The following is a 20,128-nucleotide window of genomic DNA, read 5'->3' as shown; positions in this document are numbered from 1 at the left end:
TCAAGCCCCCAATCCCTGCAATCTCAAATGCCACCGCAACCGAAAAACTGACTCCTGCTCAATCGCTTAGAGCCTTGTTCACGGACGGCCAACGCCGCCTAACGCTGCGACCATGGCTCGGTCGTTGGTCCGCCGGTGACTTTAATGCTTACGGGATCTCCGGCATTAAGCCCACACTGTACCAAGGAACTGCTCTCGCGAGCCAGACGCGATCTTCCGACGCCCTACAAGCTAAGCACTTCTCGCGGACGTAAACAGAACGTCTAATATATCTTGTGACACGTCTCAATGCGCGGTGGGCTGATGATCTCGTACAATTTGAGGGACAAAGCGGCGATTGTGACGGGAGCCACAAGTGGTGTCGGATTTGCGGCGGCGAAGATGCTTGTCGAATCCGGTGCAGCAGTCGCTTTGAATTTTCTGCCTGATGATGAACGCGCTCGCAAGCAGTTGCAGGTCTGCGGACGTTGGGCAATGTAATAGCAGCTCCTGGATACGTAAGTAATCCGGAACCGAATTGATGATCTCCAAGGCAGTATCCAAAGTTAGCAGGCTGGACTTGCTTGTCAACAATGCCGGATCTCCAGGAGTGAAGGTGTCCATTCCAGCTGCGCGCCTCGACCTCATGACGGAGGAGCTTTGGCCCTTCCTTTTTCAGGTGATTGACGAGTGTGTTCCGATGCAGCAAGGCTGCAGCGCCAGCCTTGAAAGAATCAAGAGGAGCGATCGTAAACGTGGCATCGATCGGTGGTTTCGATTATCCCAGCAGCACAATCGTGTACGGTGCAGCGAAAGCAGGAGTGATAAACCTTACTAAAAAATCTCGCGCGCGCACTTTCTCCTGAGGTGCGGGTCAATGTTGGATCTATACCCTTGGATGCGCTGGCCGGAGGAATCTCTCCGGCGAGGCATTGAAAAAACCTTGCTGAAGCGGGTGGCGGAGCCGGCCGAAAGTGCTGATCTCATCACCTATCTTGGTTTTGGGGCGAGCTTTGGTACTGGCAACGGTAGCCATAGATGGCGCTCTGACACTTGCATGAGTCGTAGGTGTGGCCAAGCCGCGAACGTCAGCGTTGCTTTTTGTGCCCGAGCTATCGCCGTCGGCGAAGGGACTTGCTGACCAAGCTACGCAGGATCTCTAAGTGATTTCGGCGCGCCCGACCAAAATACTCAGGCAGGTGCCGCCAAGGGTAGGCTCCTAGAAGGAAGACAACGTGCGCCGTACAAAATGTTCGATCGTCTGGACGCAAAAGGCATCTAGACCGTAGCGTCCGAGAAGGCGGGCACTGCGTCTGCGTGCTGCTATCTCGCATGTTCCTCGGTCGATCATGCCACGGATCACTTGCATCTATGCATCAGCATGATCGATCTCCAAATCCTTCAGTCCGGCCGCCGGGATGTTTGTTGATCAGACGGCTTTGCAACGCGATGTCCGAGACGCTGTGAGATAGTTGCCGCCGCGTTCATGACAACGGGCGCCAGCTGTCGTTCGCCTTGCTGAGTAAAATGAAAGACCGGCATGGTGATGGCGATTGCGGCCGCAACTCGTCCCCTCCGATCGAGGACCACGGCGGCGATCGAGGCGATCTCCGGAATGAACTCTCCTACGTTGAGCGCGTATCCTCGCTCGCGAATGCTGCACAGCTCGCGTTCAAGCGCGCTCGGATCAGTGATCGTACGGTCCGTAAAGGATTCGAGGCCGAGTGTCAAAACCTCCTCCAGCGTAAAGCCTGGCATTTGCGACAGCATGGCTTTTCCGCTAGCCGTGCAGTGGGCTGGATTGCGCCGCCCGGGTGCTGCGATGTGCTTAATGGACCCGGGACCAAGTACATGCTCGATGTTGATCGCCTCGGTCTTATTCCAAAGACTGAGCGAGGCCGTTTCTCTCGTACTTCTGGCAAGTTCTTCCAGATAGGGCCTCGCCACCCTGACCACATCGAGTTCAGCAAGAAGTCTGCTCGCGAGCGCGATAAGTTCAACTCCGAGGACAAACCGGCCAGTCTCTTCGTTGCGCTCGGCGAATCCGTTGTGTCCAAGAGTCGCCAGTGTCCTGGACACGGCACTGACATGCTTTCCTAGCCGGCGCGCAATCTCATTCACACCGCTCGGCTTTTCACTCGCGCCGACAACCCTTAGCAGATCGATTGCTCGCTGGACGGTCGTAACCTCTCCGACGGTTCGGTCGCCATGGCTCTGGGAACGTCTGCCAGAATTCATCGAAGTACCTCGGATTCTCTTGACAGGAGTTCATGCACCTGTCACTTTATGCAACACAATTGCATTATTTGCAATGGTTTCGGGAGGAGAATATGTCCGGCGAGTCACTGAGGTGGGAGCGAGTCTGCAAGCAGTACAGCGCCACGCGGGCGGTCAATGGTGTTCCGGTTCCACGACCCAGCGGGCGAGTTGGCCGCTTTTTTCGGACTTGGAGGCTTGGACAAAACAACCGCTTCAATGCTAGTTACCGTGTTCAAGGTACGAACCTCTGGCCGAACCGTCCGTCCTCCGTCCTCACCTGGGCTGCAAGAGTGCAGCGAAATATCCTGTGGTGTTTCGACGAGTCGTTCCTACACCCCTCGATTTTCGAAAGCGTGGCATTCGCGCTGAAAATGCGTGGACTGTCCGGCTCCGAGCTTCGCACCCGTGTGGCCGAAGCGCTCAGTATGTTTCAGCTCGATGATTACCAGCGCTGTATGTTTCGCCAGCTGTCGGATGACCGACAGCGGCGAGGTGCATTCGCCCGCAGTTGTCTTCTCAGCCATAACTTTGTGAAAGGCTTCGGGAGCACTCAGCTTGAATTAAAGCGTCTGCAGAAGCCCCTGGAGGCAGCGTGGTGAACCGTCACCTGAGAACAAATAATGATGCCGCATGTGCGATCGGATTGTGGCGATGAATGACGGCAACGTGGAGCCGATCGGAACGCCAGAGGAATGTATGAATCTTCGCGAACCCGCTGTGTTGCGACCTTCATTGGCGAGACCAATTGCTTTGGATTTAGCGCGCGAACACCCACCTGTCCGTCGACCGCAATTTTGTGTTTCGATGTGGTGGGCGTATCGCCCGGGGTGATCGCTAGATTGGCGGCGATTGTTACGGCTTGCGCTTTGATGCTTTTCCGGTTGGGAAAACGGATCGTGGATCTCTTCTCGACGTGGTTGGGCAACAGTTTCGCGCTTGGCGCCCCCTCGAGCACTGCACGGCGTCCTCGTAGGTTGGTGTCATATGAAACCTCAAGTAGATCCACTTGCAGCTTAGGTGGATGTAGGAGCTCCTCATGAGAATCGATCGCATTGACGCGCGAATACTGACGGCTCTGCAGAAGGACAACCGGCTGACGTCGGACCAACTCAGTGCGATCGTAAACCTGTCTCCTACTGCCGTACAGCGACGCCTCAAACGCTTGCGTGCGACCGGCGTTATCTTAGCCGATGTTTCGATCGTGTCACCAAAAGCCGTGGGCCGTCCGATTACGATGATCGTCTTCGTAACGTTGGAGCGGGGACGAGCCGCGATCATTGACCGCTTTAAACAGTCGATTCGGGCTACACCCGAAATCATGAGCGGCTATTACGTCACCGGAGAAAGCGACTTCGTTCTGGTAATCACCGCGACGAGCATGGACGATTACGAGGAGTTTACGCGCAGGTTGTCTGAAAATCCTGATATCAAATGCTTCGAGACTCACGTGGTGATGGATCGGGTTAAGTGCGGGTTCACCGTCCCGATCGAGGCGACCGCCTCTAACGAGGACAAAAGCCCGGTCGCTCCAGCTCGTAAAGTCCGGGAACGCATCCTTAGCCAAAGCAACGGCAGGAGGCATCCCACTGCAGCGATCTTCGGATCTAGCTGATTGCAATCGTCGCGGTTGATACCGCCATTTTCACCTCTTACCCACGGCGCAGACAGTAGGCATGCCTGTGAAGTGATCTCGTGAGTTTTGCGACTCGGCCGCTCATTCGGTGGCCGGACGCATCTTCCCCCGTCGAGACGGCTACGAGCGATCATCCGGAGCGGATCGACAAAGGACAACGATAATCCGGAATAGCCGCAACGATATGTTCCGCAGACCCAGTCAGAGTAGCGACCTACCTCACTAAGCGAAAAGTCGCCGGTGCGTTGAGCCCTCGGACGGCGAGTGCCTGCCGATGTGCTCGGGGGTGCCACGCTCGGTGATGGATACGGCGGCGGTGGAGGAGGTTAACATCGTCACCAGCAGATTCAGCTCCTACTCGGTGTCACTTCCCAAGCGCCGGCTCATGTCGTTCTGATCCGGTTATCCGCAGGTGCTCTATCTTTAATCAAGTCGCTTCCATTGGTGCGTGAACTCACAGAGCCGCCAAGGCATCACATGCCTTTCTCATGACGCTGCAAAAAACAGCGAACCTTCCGCTCAGGCGCCCGAAAAATGCATCATCTCCCAATAAAGGCAGCAACGAGGCGCACAGAATGAAGGATTTATGTGTGGATCGGTCACAAGCGGATGGGGTTGCAAGACAACTTTATTCGGGTGTCGACCGACACCGGATTCATTGCAGCGCGGACCTATGAAATTGAGCTTCATTCCGAGGGGTCATAGTCCATGTCTGAACGTTCAATATGCCGATCAACTAAGGAGTCCATGATGTCTCGACAAGTCATCATCACATGTGCGGTCACCGGTTCGAGTTCACCAGCCCTTGAGAAGCATCCAGGCATTCCGAAGACGCCGTCGCAAATTGCAGATGCGGCGCTGGACGCTGCGAAGGCGGGGGCTGCAGTCGTCCATATTCACGTCCGCGACCCAGAAAGCGGAGCAGCATCAAACAAGTTCGAACTTTATGAGCAGGTCGTCAAAAGGCTGCGGGATGCGGCCACTGATGTCATCATCAACTTGACCTGCGGAATGGACGGGAGCATATCGCTTGAATCCCTTGATCCGGTCACTATCAGCAAAGCGACGTCGCTCAAAACGCCCCTGGGGCGCTGCGTCCACGCAATCAAGCTTCAGCCGGAGATTGCGACTCTCGATTGCGGCACGCTCACCTTTGGGGAGAGCATCTTTGTTGCGCGTATGTCTGATCTGCGAGAGATGGCAACGCTTATGCGAGATGCTGGGGTGAAACCCGAGCTCGAATGTTTCGAGCTCGGTCACATCGAAACGGCCAAGCAGCTAATCTCGGAAGGGAAAGTTGATAATCCTGCGCTCTTTCAATTCTGCCTCAGCACAGGCTATGGCGCTCCCGCTGTGCCAATCGTTATGCAGGCAATGAGAGACATCTTGCCCGCGGGGGCCATCTGGGCTGGATTTGGCTGCAGCGCGGTCCAAATGGCAACGGTCCCCCAGCTGGTTGGACTAGGCGGACACGTCCGAGTTGGGTTGGAAGACAATCTCTATCTGCGACGTGGCGTGCTCGCATCAAACGCCCAGCTCGTGGAGAATGCAGTGGGAATTATCGAGCGTATGGGAGCAAGCGTCGCGACCCCGGCCGAGGCTCGGAACATTCTTGGTGTTGTGAAGCGCGGATAGCATTGCCCTACGCGGGCGGAAACCAACGGCCTGGTCGAGAATACCCTCGATCAGGCTATTCTCACTCCCTTCCAAAGCTGCGGCGCTTTGAACGTAGCTGAAGATGGAGCTTAGTACCGGGCAAGGTGCTTTGCTGACCGCTATGGTGAGCTGCCCGCCCAAGCTCAGTGAGCTCGAAGTCCCTGCCGGACAAATCAAAGCCTATCCTTTGATATTCGCGCCGCGGGAGACGCGACCGCAAACCATCGAGCTCCTCGGAGACGGTGTCCTGGGCGGTAATAGCCGACTTCATCACAAAATGAGGTGCGGCTGAACGCTCACTTCGGTTCAGTCGCCATGACTTTCACAAAGGTTCCCCAGCCATGCCTCACCGTGATAGAGCAGCTTCACTGAAGCAGGTGCTTGAGATACTCGAGCCTGAACGTATCGAGATAGACCGGTTCCGCGCCCACAGCCTGGACCTCAAGTGGGGCTACGTGTTCGGAGGACAGTTCCTGGCGCAGTCCTTAGTGGTTGCCGAACAGACGGTTCGCGAGGACCAGGCCGCCCATTCGGTCCACGGCCATTTCCTTCAATCGGGTGATGAGCACAAGCCGATCACTTACGAGGTGGCACGGGTCCGAGACGGCAAGAGCTTCGCCACCCGTCGAGTGGACGCAATTCAGAATGGCCGTACAATTTTCACATTGACAGCGTCCTTCCATCGTGAAGAGCCCGGGTTCGAGCATCAGGACCCAATGCCGCAGGTGCCCGGACCGGAGGGCCTGTTGTCTCAGGCCGAGATTGCTCGCAAGCACATCGACAGGATGTCAGATAGGATCCCCAATGCGGCTCGCGAGCAATTGTCGTTCGAAGGTGCGATCGAGGTCCGTCCTGTAGACCCAATCGGCATCCTAAACGCCGAGGCAATACCGCCGCTGCGAAGCGTCTGGTATCGTGCCCTGGGCACGCTCCCGGATCGTCCGGTGCTGCACCGCGCCCTGTTGGCCTATGTGTCGGATTTGAACCTCTTAGGGACCGTCCTGCGGCCGCATGCGCTGACTTCGGTCACGCCCGGCTTGTATTCGACCAGCCTGGATCATGCCCTCTGGTTTCACCGTCCGTTCCGCATGGACGAGTGGTTGCTGTTCGTCATGAACAGCCCATCAGCGAGTGGCGCGCGCGGCCTCACCGGCGGCCGGTTTTTCACCCAGGACGGATGCCTCGTCGCCTCGGCGGCGCAGGAAGGGCTGATCCGCACGCGGAGCTGAAGTCGGGACAGCAGATCAAGGGGACTAGAAAGGCGAACAGCGCCGCGTTTCGTTGCGGTGTCTCGGTCAGAATCTCGGCCGCCATTAAGCCTGGTCCGAGGTGCGGGCAGCTAGTTACAACAGAGTATGTGCGAACTGGAGAGCCGAGCCTGGTTAATTATCTGAACGGGTATTGTCCAACACGCAGCCTCCGTGCCGATGTCGAAGGCGTTCTAAGCCGGGTTCAGAAGCGAACGACACCGCAACCTCTATGATGGCGCTGCGTGACGGTCAGGCCGCCCGCTCATCGGCGGGCTTGTCGGTTTGGCGGAGCAGCTTCCATTGTCAGGCAGCAGTTCGCGCGGACGCGGTGCGGGAAGATCGGCGATACGGGCGAGGATGTCGGTGAGCCAACCCTTAGGATCGACGTCGTTGATGCGACAAGTCGTGATCGTCGTCAGCATGATGGCGGCACGCTCGGCGCTACGCGAGCTACCGGCGAAAGGTCCACTTGCGCCGTCCCAATGCGAGCCCCTCAACGCGCGCTCAGCACAATTGCTAGTCAAGCGGATCCTGCCATCTTCGAGGAAGCGGCGAAGTCGTCCCAGCGCCTGAGGATGTAGTTGATCAGGTTGAGGACCTGGGAGGAGCGCTAGAGGGCTTCGCGCTCACGCGGGAACCGGGCGTGCATGTTCTCCATAAGCGACTTGCTCTTTTCCTAGCGCATCCTAGCGCACGGCGCGCCGCTCGTCGGCGCCGCGACCGTTGATGACGGCTCGATCTCGAACAAGGCATCGAGGCATCCGACCGCCTCAAGCGCGATCGGAGAGACCAGTATGCACTTCTTACCTTCCCAGCATTTTTCTCGATGTCAGCCAGCTCGAAGAAGCCCCGCCGCGCATGGGCAAAGCAGAGCGCCGGCGTAATCGGCAGCACCTTGGTCTGCGGGTCGAACAGCGGCTTGGAGCCGTTGCAGAAATCGGCTTGCAGGATTCCGGCGAAGGCAGCCAGATGCTTCTGGGGATGCTCGCCTCGTCGGTCGCTTGAGGCGTAATAGGCCGCCGTCGGCGGCGCAGGGCCGGTCATCCCGCACATAGTCCAGATCCGCCCAGTCGTGCACTTGCCCTTCGCCAGGATACCGATGGTCTTGAGATCGCCATGAAGGTGCCCGGCAGCGAGCACATAGCATTCGATCAAGTAGAAGAGCGGGAGACGGCGAAGGTCCAGTGGCCGACCTGGTCGGCCAGCTTCGAACAATGGTAGGTCGATCCCCTCGCACTGAAGCGCGCACTCTGGCGGTTGAGCGTGATATGCAAGCCGAACTTGTCGAATGGGATCGTCGCCAGCAATTGTGGGCCGATGAAGCCGCGCGGCTTGTGCAGGCGGCTGACTGATCTTCTCGTAATCGCGCAGGTGAACTTCTTGGGCACCGTCTCGATCAGCTTGAAGCGGCGCGGGATCTCCTCCAACGTCCTATTCACATCCTCACCGATCTTGGCCAGCCGCGATCCACCGCAGCAGGCACAGGCGTCGGAGCCTCAATGACGACGGGCTCGCGCAGGTGATCATATTGATCGAGAGCTTTACCGCAAATATCACACTGCAGGTACATGCGCCGTCTTTAAGCCGGCGCGCGTTTGTTCGTGGACTTCTTTGGCAGCCAAAGCGAGCGCTCGAAAAAGGTCGGCACGCCGCGAAAGCATAGGCGGCAAACACTCTCGATTCGGCTGATCTGCCGCCTATTTGTGTCTCCTCTGGAATTCTGCGCGCAGGCACAAAAGTTGCCGAAAGTCTGCGCCATTCATCGTCCTACGTGGCAAGTTAATCCCGCTTTTTTGATTATAAGGGACATCCAGTCCGGAGATCAGCATATGAGTTCAATCCCAAGATCGGTCCTCGTCGAGGTTGCTGTCGACGAAAGCGAATGCTTCCCATGCGCCGACGGACGCAAATTCCACCTAGGACGTGGATGGCGTCGTCCATTGCTGCGTAGGCAATATATCCTTGGGCCTCTATCGCTCACGTCGCGCGAGGCTCTGAATAGCGCCAATCTGTCGTTCGATTTGGCTCTGGCTGACAAGACTCGTGCATCCGAGCTTGAAAATCCCCATTGGCGCGCAGGCCTGAATGTCTATCGGGGGCCAGCTGATTTGTAAGGCCGTGGCCGAGCCTCCCCGGCTGTCTTTTTTCACCGATCGAACAGGCTGCGGCCTGATTCCCAGAGGCCTCCCTTGGGGGGCATTTCCTCCCTGACTTAGGGGGCCATTCCTTCGGGAGTGGCCCCCTTTTTTATCGCCCTTCCCCAAGTTGGTTGTGCGAAGCTTCAGCCGCCTCAGAAAGTAAGCCTGACCTCCGATAGAAGCCAGAAAGGACGCGCTTCGGAAGCCAGCGTTGTTGCGGAGTTCGCGTCGACACTGCCTTTTTTGCAGAAGTGAGGCAGCTAACCATGGTCGTGGCTAGCAGCCCACACGCAGCTCCAGATTAAGCTGAAGCCGACCCGGCGCATTTCTCGTATTCCTGGAAAACGTCATTCGCTTGCCGACCTTAGACGTGGATGACACCTGCCGGCTTGGCGTAGAAAAGCTTACACGGAATGACTACTTCTACTAGGGAGTTCGGCTCCGCTTATAATCACCAAACAACACGTCATTGGCGGCGCGGTCGGGCACGTCGTCCTTCCACCGCACCGATCCGAACGGGCGCTCGAGCATCCGACGGACGCGCACGGGATCCGGACCGATGTGGAAGGACGCAGCTTGATGATCAAGCGCCCGTTCGGAGTGGGTGGAGCGGTTGCGTTGACGCAGATAATCAAGCCATGTGGGACAATGGTAGCGCTCGGTCCATAGTTCAGGATCGGCAATGTCGCGTGCAATGGACCAACCATAGGCGCCGTTCCGTTTTCGGAACAGCTGCACATCCTGCATCACATTGTGAAAAGCGCGCGCGTTCTCTTGTGACACGCGATATTCGATCTCTATGACAAGCGGTCCACTACGATCGGTCAAAGGGAGCCGAACCTCAGGATGCGCTAACGCCTCGGCGTCCTCGCTTCGCGCGTTGATGCGGGGCATACGGAGCCATAGCCCAAACAGCGGAGAAATGAACATCAGGCCGGCTGATATCAAGAGTGCCGATTCGACGCCGGCGGCATCGGTCAGGTGTCCCCATCCCCAGCTACCGACGGCAATTCCACCTGAGCTAGCCGCCTGGTACGCCGCGAGCGAGCGTCCTGCCACCCAGCGCGGCGCCGATAATTGTACCCCGATATTGAACAGCGCCCACGCCAACATCCACACGGCGCCCGCGAGGATAAGCGCGACCGATGTCAAGATCAACTCGCGGCTGAGAGCTACTGCGGCAAGCGCGCCACCCATCGACAGTGCACAGGCGCGGATCGCTGCCTCTCCGCTCATACGCTTCCGCACTTCAGGCAAATTCAGCGCTCCGATCACTGCCCCCAAACCGAATGCGCTGAGCGTAATCCCGTAGGTCTGGGCATCGCCGCCGAGGAGATCGCGCGCCACCAGCGGCATCAGTGCTATAATGGCGCCACCAATCACGCCGGTAATCATGGAGCGGACCAGAACGATTTTAATCGAAGGCGAATTCGCGATGTAACGGACCCCCGAAACCATGGCCCGATTTAGCTTTTCCGGGGGAAGATGCGAAGGTTCTGAAGTTCGTCGCCACAAGAATAGCGCCGCAATCAGCGGAAGATATAGAAAAGCGTTCAAAGCGAAGGAAGCTACCGCGCCTGCGGTCGCAACCACAATGCCGCCGATCGCTGGTCCTACGCTGCGTGCGATATTGTAGCTGATGCTGTTCAGCGCGACCGCTGCCGGGAGTGATTCTGAAGGCACCTGCTCGCTGACGGAGGACTGCCAGGCAGGATCCATCAAGGCGATCCCGCTGCCGATCACGAAACATAATACCAACAACAAATCCGGTGTGACCAGCCCGAGCCAGGCGAGCGCAGTTAGGGTGGTCGCACCCGCGAGCGAGATGCCCAAGGAGACGAGCATCACCACGCGCCGATTGTACATGTCGGCGATCGCACCGGCTGGCATAGAGATCAGCATAACGGGCAGCAACAATGCGGTCTGGACGAGCGCGACTTTGTCGGCTGATGACGTCATTTGGGTCATCGCCCATGCCGCGCCGACGCCCCGAACCAGTGCGCCCAAATTTGAAAGCAGGCTTGCGAGCCAGATGCGACGGAACGTGGCATAGCGGAACGGCGCAGTGATCCCTTCGGCCTTGAACGTCGAAAGCTTGGGAGAGTCGGTCATTTTGATTCCTGCCTCACCGCCGAACAATCGAAGATGGAGTCCGAAGCTCGCCCTCTGGCGAGCGCGCGAGGGAAACTGACGTTGGTCCTGCAAGGCTAAGCGTCAACGATACCGCCCGGCGTCCATTTAGTCCCTGGGATATGCCACTGATGTCAACCCAGCGTAGCGGCCGCTTAGCAAAACCGGTGATCGTGTATTCTCTCCCTTCCCGACATCGATCCCGAACTTGATGCAAGCCGCGATAAGACAGCAGAATGTAGCTTGCCGCGCCCGATTGCGAAACGGCAGCTGATGTGTCAGCGGGCCCGTAGTTGGGCCGCCGCCAATTTTTTAAGGGCTGCATGTTCTCGATAATTTGGAGAGCGGCAATATTTTGGGCTGCTTCGAAGCTGGTTTGCGAATTCCATCAAAGCATCGTCAATTGAGCATTCTATAGAAATCGGTAGAACGGTTTTTGGCGTTTTACTCGAATGAGCGAGGAAAAGCCGCGCTTGGGGCAGGTGGGCTGGATTGAGCCTCAGCTGCTCCGGTTGGATGAAAGAGTTGTCCGGCCTTGCGCCAATCTTCACTATTTTGCGTCGCGCTAAAGGGCCTTTGCCATAGAACTTCGCATTCAGCCGAGCTGGCGCAGGATTTCGGCTGCTGGATGGATCACATTAATGGAACTCGGCTTAAGTAGCCCGATAGTACTTCGCAAACATAAAAATAGTCTGAGCCGCAGGCGCGCGGAACGGAAACGCTGTTTGGAAGGAGCGCAGGTTTGGCAGGAGAATCGAATGGAGTCATAGCTGTCTGTCCGCGCGGGGCGGATCGCGCGCGCAAAGAACTACAATCCGTAAACAAAAGTATTCTGGTGAAGTCCTCGTTGGACGCTGCAGCGCCGGAAGGATCGGGTTGCACCGGGAAGGAAACAATATCGATGCCAGGCACGAACGATGCCTTTGTGGAATTTTCCGGCGTTCAGAAGACCTACGACGGCGAGACGCTTGTCGTTAAGAATCTCGATTTGGACATTCCCCGCGGTGAGTTTCTGACGATGTTAGGGCCCTCCGGCTCGGGCAAAACGACAACGCTGATGATGCTCGCAGGTTTCGAGGCGCCCACGCGTGGCTCAATCCTGCTGGCGGGGCGCTCGATCAATAACACGCCCCCGCACAAGCGCGACATTGGTATGGTGTTCCAGAATTACGCGCTGTTTCCTCATATGACTGTGGAGGAGAACCTCGCTTTCCCGCTCAAGGTACGTAAGCTCGGCAAGTCGGAGAGAGAGGCCAGGATCAAGCGTGCGCTCGACATGGTCCGGCTCGGCGGCTATGGCGGCCGCCGGCCCGGACAGCTTTCCGGTGGCCAGCAACAGCGCGTCGCGCTTGCCCGTGCGCTCGTCTTCGATCCCAAGCTTGTGCTGATGGATGAGCCGCTCGGCGCGCTGGACAAGCAACTGCGCGAACACATGCAGCTCGAGATCAAGCACATCCACGAGGATCTCGGCGTGACGGTGGTCTATGTGACACATGATCAAAGCGAGGCATTGACCATGTCCGACCGCATAGCCGTGTTCAACGACGGAAACGTCCAGCAACTGGCCGCGCCGGCCGAGCTTTACGAACGTCCGCAGAACGCTTTCGTCGCCCAGTTCATCGGCGAGAACAATCGGCTGCGCGGCAAGATCGTGGCGATGAATGGTGCGACTTGCAGCGTGGAGATTCCGGGAGCCGGCAACGTGCAGGCTCTGGCCATCAATGTCGAAGCGATTGGCCAACCGACGGTGCTGTCATTGCGGCCGGAGCGGGTGAAGTTGAACCCGGCGCCAGGCTCGCTTCCCAACATCTTCAGCGCGCAAGTCGGAGAGGTGATCTATCTGGGTGATCACGTGCGAACCCGAATTTCGGTCTGCGGCCATGATGATTTTGTAGTCAAATTGCCGAATTCGGAAGGCACGGTGCAGGTTGAGCCTGGGGCGGTAATCACCATCGGCTGGAAAACCGAGGATTGTCGAGCGCTCGATACACCATGACGGCCTTCCAATTTAGGAATGCGGGCAAGTGCAATGAGGTCCTCGTCACGGGAGACCTCGTAAGGGGAGGGATAATGGGAAAGCCACTGTTGATTACATGCGCTTTGGCCGCACTCGGCCTAGCCGCGAGTACGCTTGTGCCAACGAAGTCGGCCTTCGCGGCCGATCAGCTCACGATCACCCACGGAGGCGGATCGTTCGGCAAGGTTCTGCGCAAAAACGCGTTCGATCCCTTCACAAAGAATAGCGGGATCAAGATCACTGAAGCTGAATATGATTACAACACTGCGAAAATCCGCGCCATGGTTGACACGAATACCGTGATTTGGGATGTGGTCTTGGTGACGGCGTCTCAAGCCACGCGATTGTGCGCCGAGGGTAACATCGAGACGATTGATTGGAAGAAGCTTGGCCTCGACCGGGCCAAGTTCCAGGGGGCCGACTACGCGGACTGTGCGGTCCCGAGCAATGCCTCTGGGAACGTCATCGCTTTTGACAAGGACAAGCTGCCCAACGGTCCGAAGACCATCGCTGATTTTTTCGATCTGAAGACCTTCCCCGGCAAGAGGGGACTTTATAAGAGTCCCGACATCAATCTCGAATGGGCCCTGATAGCCGACGGAGTACCTGCCAAGGATATCTACAAGATCCTCAACACACCCGAGGGACTCGACCGCGCCTTCAGAAAGCTCGACACAATCAAGAAGGACGTCGTCTGGTGGACGGCCGGAGCTCAGCCACAGCAGCTTCTCGCCGATGGTCAGGTCGTCATGAGCCAAGCCTGGGGCAACAGAATCTTTGACGCGGTCCAGAACGCCGGCCAGCACTTCGTAATTATGTGGGATGCGGCCATGGTAAACGGGAATGCTTGGGTAATTCCCAGGGGCGCTCGGCATCTGCAGGATGCCTACAAGTTCCTGGCTTTCGCCGGTTCGCCCCGGGTCCAGGCAGACATCGCGAACGACACCGCCAACCCGCCGGCAAACAAGGACGCAGTCGCGCTGGTTGATCCGGCGATCGTATCGTTCTTAAATGCCCCCGAGAGCGTCACTGAAGCTATTCCGGTCGACGCAGCATTTTGGGCCGCGAAAGGCGATGAAATTCGCGAGCGATTTACGCGGTGGCTCGCGCAGTAAGGCCGAGAAGCAAAGACTTCGCCGCAGGGAGGCTTCTCCTTGTAGCATCAGCCGGACAATCAAAGGAATCTAGTCAATGTCAATGACCGGCGTTCAAATCGGCGACGGCTCTGGAAGCATTTCTCTGCGTCGCAAATTGCGATCTGTCGAGGGCCAGCAGAAGTTCAAAGCCTTCATCCTCGTTCTGCCGCTCCTGCTTCTAGTGCTGGTGGGTTTGGTACTGCCGATCGGCCGAATGATGTTCGGCGCGGTTCATGACGACACGCTGGTGACTCTGATGCCACAGACGATGACCGCGCTAAGAGAATGGGACGGCAAGGACCTGCCCGAGGAGACCGTCTACGCCGCTCTCGCCAGAGACCTCAAGGCGGCGTTGGCGCAAAAGACTATAGCCCGGATTGGTCAACGGATGAACTATGAGCTGCCAGGCGCCCTCAGCGAGGTTTTGTCGAGCGCTCGCAAGGCGAGCACGCTTTCCGTCGGCCCCTATAAGGAGGCCATGATCCAGATTAATCCGCTTTGGGGGCGGCTCGACGTCTGGAGCCTGCTGACGCGCGGAAGCTCAGCCTATACGGCCTTTTACCTGCTGCGCTCACTCGATTACCAGTACGGTTCAAACAGCCAGATCGTTCCCGTACCGCCAGAAAACGCAATCTTCCGCGATATCTTCCTGCGTACGTTCGGCATCAGCATCGGTGTGACCATCGCGACCCTGCTGCTTGGCTTCCCAGTCGCTCATCTCATGGCGACTTTGCCGCCTAAAGTCGCAAATCTACTGCTAATCCTAATCCTGCTGCCGCTGTGGACATCGGTGTTGGTGCGTACCACCGCGTGGGTCATCCTCCTGCAGCAGAACGGAGTGGTCAACGAAATACTGATGGCGTTGCATGTAATTTCGCAGCCTGCCGAGCTCATCTACAATCGAGTCGGGACGATCGTGGCCATGACCCATATCCAGCTGCCTTTCACGCTGCTTCCTATCTTCAGCGTCATGAAAACGATTTCGCCCAGCTATTTGCGCGCAGCTCGCTCGCTCGGCGCTGGTCCGTTCTACGCCTTTTGGATGATCTATTTTCCGCAAACCTTGCCGGGCATAGCCGCGGGCTGCCTTTTGACGTTCATTCTGTGTCTAGGCTACTACATAACCCCTGCGCTTGTCGGAGGGCCGGCTGACCAAATGGTTAGCTCTTTCATAGCCTCCTACACAAACGAACAGCTTAATTGGGGGATGGCCTCAGCGCTGAGCGCCATTCTGCTGACGGCAACCCTTTTACTCTACTATGTCTATAGCAAGTTGGTCGGCGCCGACCAGTTGAAGATGGGATAAGAAGATGGCCGTTTCGGTTTACGCCACTCCGGTTGAGAGGGGCTGGTACTACCTGCACCGGCTGATTTGCGGTGCAATCCTGCTGCTATTGATCTCGCCGATTTTCACGATTATTCCACTATCATTCAATTCTATTCCTTTCTTCAGTTACCCAATGCCAGGCCTATCGCTACGCTGGTATGAGGAATTCTTTCTCACCGAGCGTTGGCAGCACGCGCTGCATGCATCGACTTCTATCGCGCTGGCGGTCACGCTGCTATCGACCACATTGGGCACACTGGCAGCATTGGGGCTCAGTCGAACCAATTTCCCCTGGCGTGCAGCGGTGATGGGCTTGTTGATCACACCCATTATCGTACCGGTGGTGATCACGTCGGTTGCCCTGTATTTCTTCTATGCGCAAATTGGGTTGCTTCACAGTTATGTCGGGCTGATTCTGGCGCACACCATCCTGGCTTCGCCCTTCGTAGTCATCACCGTGACTGCAACACTGACAGGTTTCGATCATTCACTGACTCGCGCAGCCGCTGGCCTTGGCGCACGGCCAATTACTATATTTTTCAATATCGTCCTACCGCTGATCCTACCGGGCCTGGTCTCAGGCGCGCTCTTCGCCTTCCTGACCTCCTTCGACGAGCTAGTTATTGCGCTCTTCATCGCTGGTCCCGAACAGCGTACGTTGCCAATGGTGATGTTTTCAGGCATCCGCGAGGAAGTTAGCCCGACGATCGTCGCCGCCGCCACCGTGCTGATCCTGCTCACCACTGCCGTGCTGCTCTCCGTCGAACTGCTCCGCGCACGTTCGGAGCGCCTGCGCGGTATCAGAAATACCTGACGGTCTCTGCCGGAGGTCGAGACCGTGCCGCGCCAATTCGGAAACCTTCCGGGGCATTTGACTTGAGCTGCTGACTCTCGCGGCAAATCGACAGGGTCCGTCACGAGCAAAATGGACGGAAGAAGCCTTTCCGTTACCGGAGGAGGTGAGGTGGTCGGTTCAGCTCGCTGAACCGTCTGCCCTTCCGGACCATGACTTCGTCTGGTCCGGCTTTGCCACAGCACCTCCTTGAAGCGATCCAAACGGCTACCGCGTAGACCATTATCGACATCCATAACGATCTCTCCAGCGGCCAGTGTTCAGGGTTCCGGGAGGATTTGTGCGCCTTACTATGTCGATGAAGGCTTCCTGTTGTCTGCTCCGAGAGCGGACATATCTACATAATCCAAATTCAGGCACGGCGACTTCGTGATTATCGGTAATCTATCCAGCTCAAAACGGACCCAGCGTGCGCGTGATAATGGACGCGGCCGACTCATAGGCGCTGCCTTGGCTCGCCGGGCACTCGCCCGTCCGCAGCAGCCGGCGGCCTCTCAACGTTCGGCGACTACGGCTGAAAGTGGCCAGCCAGCCACTCGATATCTTCAGATATGCGTGTCATCGCTATGCATTCGGCGTGGGCCGCAGGGTTACGCTCAAGCAGTCCAGGGTTCTCGCCTAGAACCTGATCCGCTCACTGAGGTTTCGATTCCGAAGTCGGTGAACGCCCGGACGTCATTTTCTCGAGGCCATAGCTGTTGAGCAATCCGACATTGGCATGAAAAAACACCCCGACCGGAGTTCGCCACGATGATGGGCGAGATCAGAACGGTTATCGCCGCTGTTCGCTAGGAAAAGTTTGTCACGCTGAGGCCGAATGCGCCTAGCACGGTCGACAGCAGCGTCAGCGATACCGCGACGAAGATCGGATTCATCTGGTTGGTGATCCGGCCGCGGTTGCAGAATTGATGTATTCCTCCGGGGTGGGCCGCCTTGTTGAGTTGCAGGTATCCGACGAGGATCTAGCTTTAAGGCTAGCCTTAAGGTCGGTAGATGCGGGTAGAGGTCCTGGGCGGGGTTGAGCGTCGTCGTCGCTGGTCTCGCGACGATAAGATGCGGATCATCGAAGAGACGCTGGCGCCCGGCGCGGTTGTGACGGAGATCGCGCGGCGGCACGGCATTTCGACGAGTTTGGTGTTCACGTGGCGGCGGCGGGCGCGCCTGGCGAGTGTCGTTTCGGCGGGACCGAAGCTTGTCCCTGTTCAGCTCACCCCGGGTGCGACCGAAAGCGTTCCATCGATTGAAGCCCCAGCGGTGATTTCGCCCCGGAGGCGCCGGGGCCTGATCGAGATCGAACTCGGTGGCGGCAAGCGTGTCAGCGTTGACGAGAACGTCGATGCTGACGCGTTGGGGCGGGTCCTTGATGTTCTGAGCCGGCGATGATCCCGATACCGGGTGGCGTCAGAGTCTGGATCGCAACCGGCCACACCGACATGCGTCGCGGCATGCAGGGTCTGGCTTTGCAGGTTCAGGAGAGCCTGAAGCGGGATCCCCACGCCGGAGATCTCTATATCTTCCGAGGCCGGCGTGGCGATTTGGCAAAGATCCTCTGGCATGACGGGATCGGGCTGTCGCTCTATGCGAAACGCTTGGATCGCGGAAAGTTCATCTGGCCTTCGGCGTCAGGTGACGCGGTGTCGATCTCGGCGGCGCAGATGGCGTACATGCTCGAAGGGATCGATTGGCGCAATCCACAACTGACGTGGCGGCCGACAAGGGCGGGATGAGCGAAGAAAAATGTGGAAACCCGCGTATTTTGGGGTGCCGCAAATCACTAAAACTATGATTCACTTCGTCTCATGGATGCTGATCGCGCCGCTCTTGCCGAAGAAAACGCCGCGCTGAAAGCGGAGCTGGCGGTAGCGCGGGCAAAGGCGTCGGAGGACGCCGCGCTGATTGTGCAGCAGACCTTGCGGATAGCGAAGCTCGAGCGCCAGGTTTACGGCCAGAAATCGGAGCGCTCGGCGCGGTTGATCGACCAGCTGGCGCTTACCTTCGAAGAATTGGAAGCTAACGCGACGGAAGACGAATTGGCGGCGGAGCAGGCAGTCGCCAAAACGACTACGGTTGACGGATTTACGCGCAAGCGCGCTGAGCGCAACACGTTCCCAGACCACCTTCCGCGCGAGCGGGTGGTGATCGATCCGCCGACGGCGTGCGAATGCTGCGGCGGCAATCGCTTGCGCAAGCTCGGCGAAGATGTGACCCGAACGCTGGAATCGGTGCCGCGTCAGTGGAAGGTAATCGAGACGGTGCGCGAGAAGTTCTCTTGCCGCGACTGCGAGAAGATCAGCCAGGCACCGGCGCCATTCCATGTGATCCCGCGAGGGTGGGCGGGGCCGAGCCTGCTGGCCATGCTGCTCTATGAGAAGTTCGGCCAGCATCAGCCTCTGAACCGGCAAACCGAGCGTTACGCGTTGGAAGGCGTGCCGATCAGTCTGTCGACCGCAGCCGACGCCGTCGGAGCGTGCTGCACGGTATTGGAGCCGCTGTTGCGTCTGTTGGAAGCCCACGTCATGGCATCCGAACGCCTCCACGGCGACGACACCACCGTGCCCGTGCTGGCCTTGGGCAAGTGCGATGTCGCTCGATGCTGGGTCTATGTAAAGGACGACCGCCCCTTCGGCGGCTCAGATCCGTCGGCGGCAATGTTCTATTACTCGCGCGATCGAAGGGGCGAGCATCCGCAGGCGCATCTGGCCAACTATAGCGGTATCCTGCAGGCCGACGCCTTCGGCGGATACACCAAACTCTACGAGCCCCCGCGAAGTCCTGGGCCTATCAGGGAGGCGGCCTGTTGGGTGCATGCCCGGCGCCCGTTCTTCGCCATGGCGGATCTTGAGGAAAACGCGCGACGTAAGGCTGCTGGCAAGAAGGAGATCGCCCTCTCGCCGATTGCGATCGAGATCGTGCGTCGCATCGACGCCCTCTTCGCAATCGAGCGCACGATCAATGGCCAAGGCGCCGACCACCGAGAGGCTGTCCGCCAGGCGCAGAGCGCTCCGTTGGTTGCCGATCTGGAAGCCTATATGCGTGAGCAGTGCGCCAAGCTCTCCCGCGGTCACGATCTGGCCAAGGCCATGAACTACATGTTCAAGCGCTGGGGCTCCTTCACACGCTTCCTCGACGATGGCCGCGTCTGTCTCTCGAACAACGCCGCCGAAAGAGCGCTGCGCGGCATCGCATTGGGCAGAAAGTCTTGGTTATTCTGCGGGTCCGACCGCGGAGGGCGTCGTGCCGCCGCCATGTATAGCCTCATCGTCTCTGCGAAGATGAACGACGTCGATCCTCAGGTCTGGCTTGCCGATGTACTCGCTCGCATCGCCATCCACCCCGCCCACAGGCTCGATGAGCTGCTGCCCTGGAACTGGAAGATTGCGCAACAGCAAGGCCTTGCGGCGCAGGCGGCTTGATGGGGCCCGTCAACAAAGTCAGCCACGTGTTTACCCTCGGCCATGTCGCCGAGATGCTTGGAGAAGACGAGGAATGGCTGTTCGAGGTCGCCGAAGAAATGGACCCCGAGGATGGCCAGCTATGGGTCGTGGGCGTCGGTGAAGATGGGGTGATGGCGTTCACCGATGAGGGGATCGAGAACCTCAAAGAGCTGATCGCAATCCACAAAGAGGACCCTAGCATCATCGAAAAACGCCGCCAAGTGCTCGCTGCGACGATGAAGCCGAAAACCGAGGAGTCCGACGAGCTCTAACGGTTAACTGGAAAGATCAGCGCGCTGCGGCCTACCGCGTAGGG

Annotated in this window: 18 protein-coding genes and 1 pseudogene; 14 read left to right on the top strand and 5 right to left on the bottom strand. The window is 58.1% G+C overall.

The window, feature by feature from the left end:
- The first annotated feature begins 288 nt into the window (after positions 1–288).
- Together AC0L3S_RS31705 and AC0L3S_RS31700 are read left to right on the top strand one after the other, a co-directional pair.
- Complete coding sequence (locus AC0L3S_RS31705; protein WP_310473306.1) at positions 289–480, top strand: SDR family NAD(P)-dependent oxidoreductase; 192 nt, start codon at positions 289–291, stop codon at positions 478–480.
- Positions 481–671: 191 nt separating this feature from the next.
- The gene (locus AC0L3S_RS31700) at positions 672–845 is read left to right on the top strand and encodes an SDR family NAD(P)-dependent oxidoreductase (RefSeq protein ID WP_259219391.1); all 174 of its coding nucleotides are present in this window, start codon (positions 672–674) and stop codon (positions 843–845) included.
- 535 nt (positions 846–1,380) lie between these two features.
- On the opposite strand, the gene AC0L3S_RS31695 is transcribed toward AC0L3S_RS31700, so the two are convergent.
- A complete protein-coding gene (locus tag AC0L3S_RS31695; protein WP_259219393.1) occupies positions 1,381–2,217 on the bottom strand; it encodes an IclR family transcriptional regulator in 837 nt (278 codons plus the stop codon).
- Between the two features lie 32 nt (positions 2,218–2,249).
- Between AC0L3S_RS31695 and AC0L3S_RS31690 the strand changes: the two genes are divergently transcribed.
- The 4 genes and pseudogenes from AC0L3S_RS31690 to AC0L3S_RS31675 all read left to right on the top strand — a co-directional run bounded on the left by AC0L3S_RS31690 (position 2,250) and on the right by AC0L3S_RS31675 (position 6,756).
- The gene (locus AC0L3S_RS31690; protein ID WP_259219394.1) at positions 2,250–2,837 is read left to right on the top strand and encodes a P-loop NTPase family protein; all 588 of its coding nucleotides are present in this window, start codon (positions 2,250–2,252) and stop codon (positions 2,835–2,837) included.
- 437 nt (positions 2,838–3,274) lie between these two features.
- Positions 3,275–3,730 (top strand): annotated as a pseudogene (locus AC0L3S_RS31685) (Lrp/AsnC family transcriptional regulator); the annotation flags it as partial.
- 891 nt (positions 3,731–4,621) lie between these two features.
- Entirely contained in the window at positions 4,622–5,506 is an 885-nt protein-coding gene (locus AC0L3S_RS31680; protein ID WP_259219395.1) for a beta-keto acid cleavage family enzyme, read from the top strand.
- A 362-nt stretch (positions 5,507–5,868) separates the two neighbouring features.
- On the top strand, positions 5,869–6,756 hold the full coding sequence (locus AC0L3S_RS31675) for an acyl-CoA thioesterase (protein ID WP_259219396.1): 888 nt from the start codon (positions 5,869–5,871) through the stop codon (positions 6,754–6,756).
- Positions 6,757–7,004: 248 nt separating this feature from the next.
- On the opposite strand, the gene AC0L3S_RS31670 is transcribed toward AC0L3S_RS31675, so the two are convergent.
- The 4 genes from AC0L3S_RS31670 to AC0L3S_RS31655 form a co-directional block, all read right to left on the bottom strand.
- The gene (locus tag AC0L3S_RS31670; protein ID WP_374762407.1) at positions 7,005–7,199 is read right to left on the bottom strand and encodes a transposase domain-containing protein; all 195 of its coding nucleotides are present in this window, start codon (positions 7,197–7,199) and stop codon (positions 7,005–7,007) included.
- A gap of 163 nt (positions 7,200–7,362) precedes the next feature.
- The gene (locus AC0L3S_RS31665; RefSeq protein WP_374762408.1) at positions 7,363–7,917 is read right to left on the bottom strand and encodes an IS66 family transposase; all 555 of its coding nucleotides are present in this window, start codon (positions 7,915–7,917) and stop codon (positions 7,363–7,365) included.
- Between the two features lie 11 nt (positions 7,918–7,928).
- On the bottom strand, positions 7,929–8,216 hold the full coding sequence (locus tag AC0L3S_RS31660) for a hypothetical protein (RefSeq protein WP_374762406.1): 288 nt from the start codon (positions 8,214–8,216) through the stop codon (positions 7,929–7,931).
- Between the two features lie 1,125 nt (positions 8,217–9,341).
- Complete coding sequence (locus AC0L3S_RS31655) at positions 9,342–11,027, bottom strand: MFS transporter (protein WP_259219398.1); 1,686 nt, start codon at positions 11,025–11,027, stop codon at positions 9,342–9,344.
- A gap of 919 nt (positions 11,028–11,946) precedes the next feature.
- Between AC0L3S_RS31655 and AC0L3S_RS31650 the strand changes: the two genes are divergently transcribed.
- The 8 genes from AC0L3S_RS31650 to AC0L3S_RS31615 all read left to right on the top strand — a co-directional run bounded on the left by AC0L3S_RS31650 (position 11,947) and on the right by AC0L3S_RS31615 (position 20,084).
- A complete protein-coding gene (locus AC0L3S_RS31650; RefSeq protein ID WP_259219399.1) occupies positions 11,947–13,041 on the top strand; it encodes an ABC transporter ATP-binding protein in 1,095 nt (364 codons plus the stop codon).
- A gap of 74 nt (positions 13,042–13,115) precedes the next feature.
- Positions 13,116–14,177 carry an ABC transporter substrate-binding protein gene (locus AC0L3S_RS31645; protein ID WP_259219401.1) on the top strand — a complete coding sequence of 354 codons (1,062 nt, stop codon included), beginning with the start codon at positions 13,116–13,118 and terminating at the stop codon, positions 14,175–14,177.
- Between the two features lie 76 nt (positions 14,178–14,253).
- Positions 14,254–15,504 (top strand): ABC transporter permease, encoded by a 1,251-nt coding sequence (locus AC0L3S_RS31640; RefSeq protein WP_259219403.1) that lies wholly within the window; start codon positions 14,254–14,256, stop codon positions 15,502–15,504.
- A 4-nt stretch (positions 15,505–15,508) separates the two neighbouring features.
- Positions 15,509–16,339 (top strand): ABC transporter permease, encoded by an 831-nt coding sequence (locus AC0L3S_RS31635; RefSeq protein ID WP_259219405.1) that lies wholly within the window; start codon positions 15,509–15,511, stop codon positions 16,337–16,339.
- Positions 16,340–17,371: 1,032 nt separating this feature from the next.
- The gene (tnpA, locus tag AC0L3S_RS31630) at positions 17,372–17,761 is read left to right on the top strand and encodes an IS66-like element accessory protein TnpA (protein ID WP_007591026.1); all 390 of its coding nucleotides are present in this window, start codon (positions 17,372–17,374) and stop codon (positions 17,759–17,761) included.
- The gene (gene tnpB, locus AC0L3S_RS31625) at positions 17,758–18,105 is read left to right on the top strand and encodes an IS66 family insertion sequence element accessory protein TnpB (RefSeq protein WP_007591027.1); all 348 of its coding nucleotides are present in this window, start codon (positions 17,758–17,760) and stop codon (positions 18,103–18,105) included. The genes tnpA and tnpB overlap by 4 nt, the downstream gene beginning before the upstream one ends.
- A 72-nt stretch (positions 18,106–18,177) precedes the next feature.
- A complete protein-coding gene (tnpC, locus tag AC0L3S_RS31620) occupies positions 18,178–19,791 on the top strand; it encodes an IS66 family transposase (protein ID WP_259219406.1) in 1,614 nt (537 codons plus the stop codon).
- Positions 19,791–20,084: a hypothetical protein gene (locus AC0L3S_RS31615; RefSeq protein WP_007590556.1), complete on the top strand. Its 294-nt coding sequence runs from the start codon at positions 19,791–19,793 to the stop codon at positions 20,082–20,084. The genes tnpC and AC0L3S_RS31615 overlap by 1 nt, the downstream gene beginning before the upstream one ends.
- Positions 20,085–20,128 lie beyond the last annotated feature (44 nt).

This window comes from Bradyrhizobium sp. Ken01 (assembly GCF_055807355.1).
This window is presented reverse-complemented; position numbering and strand designations above follow the sequence as displayed.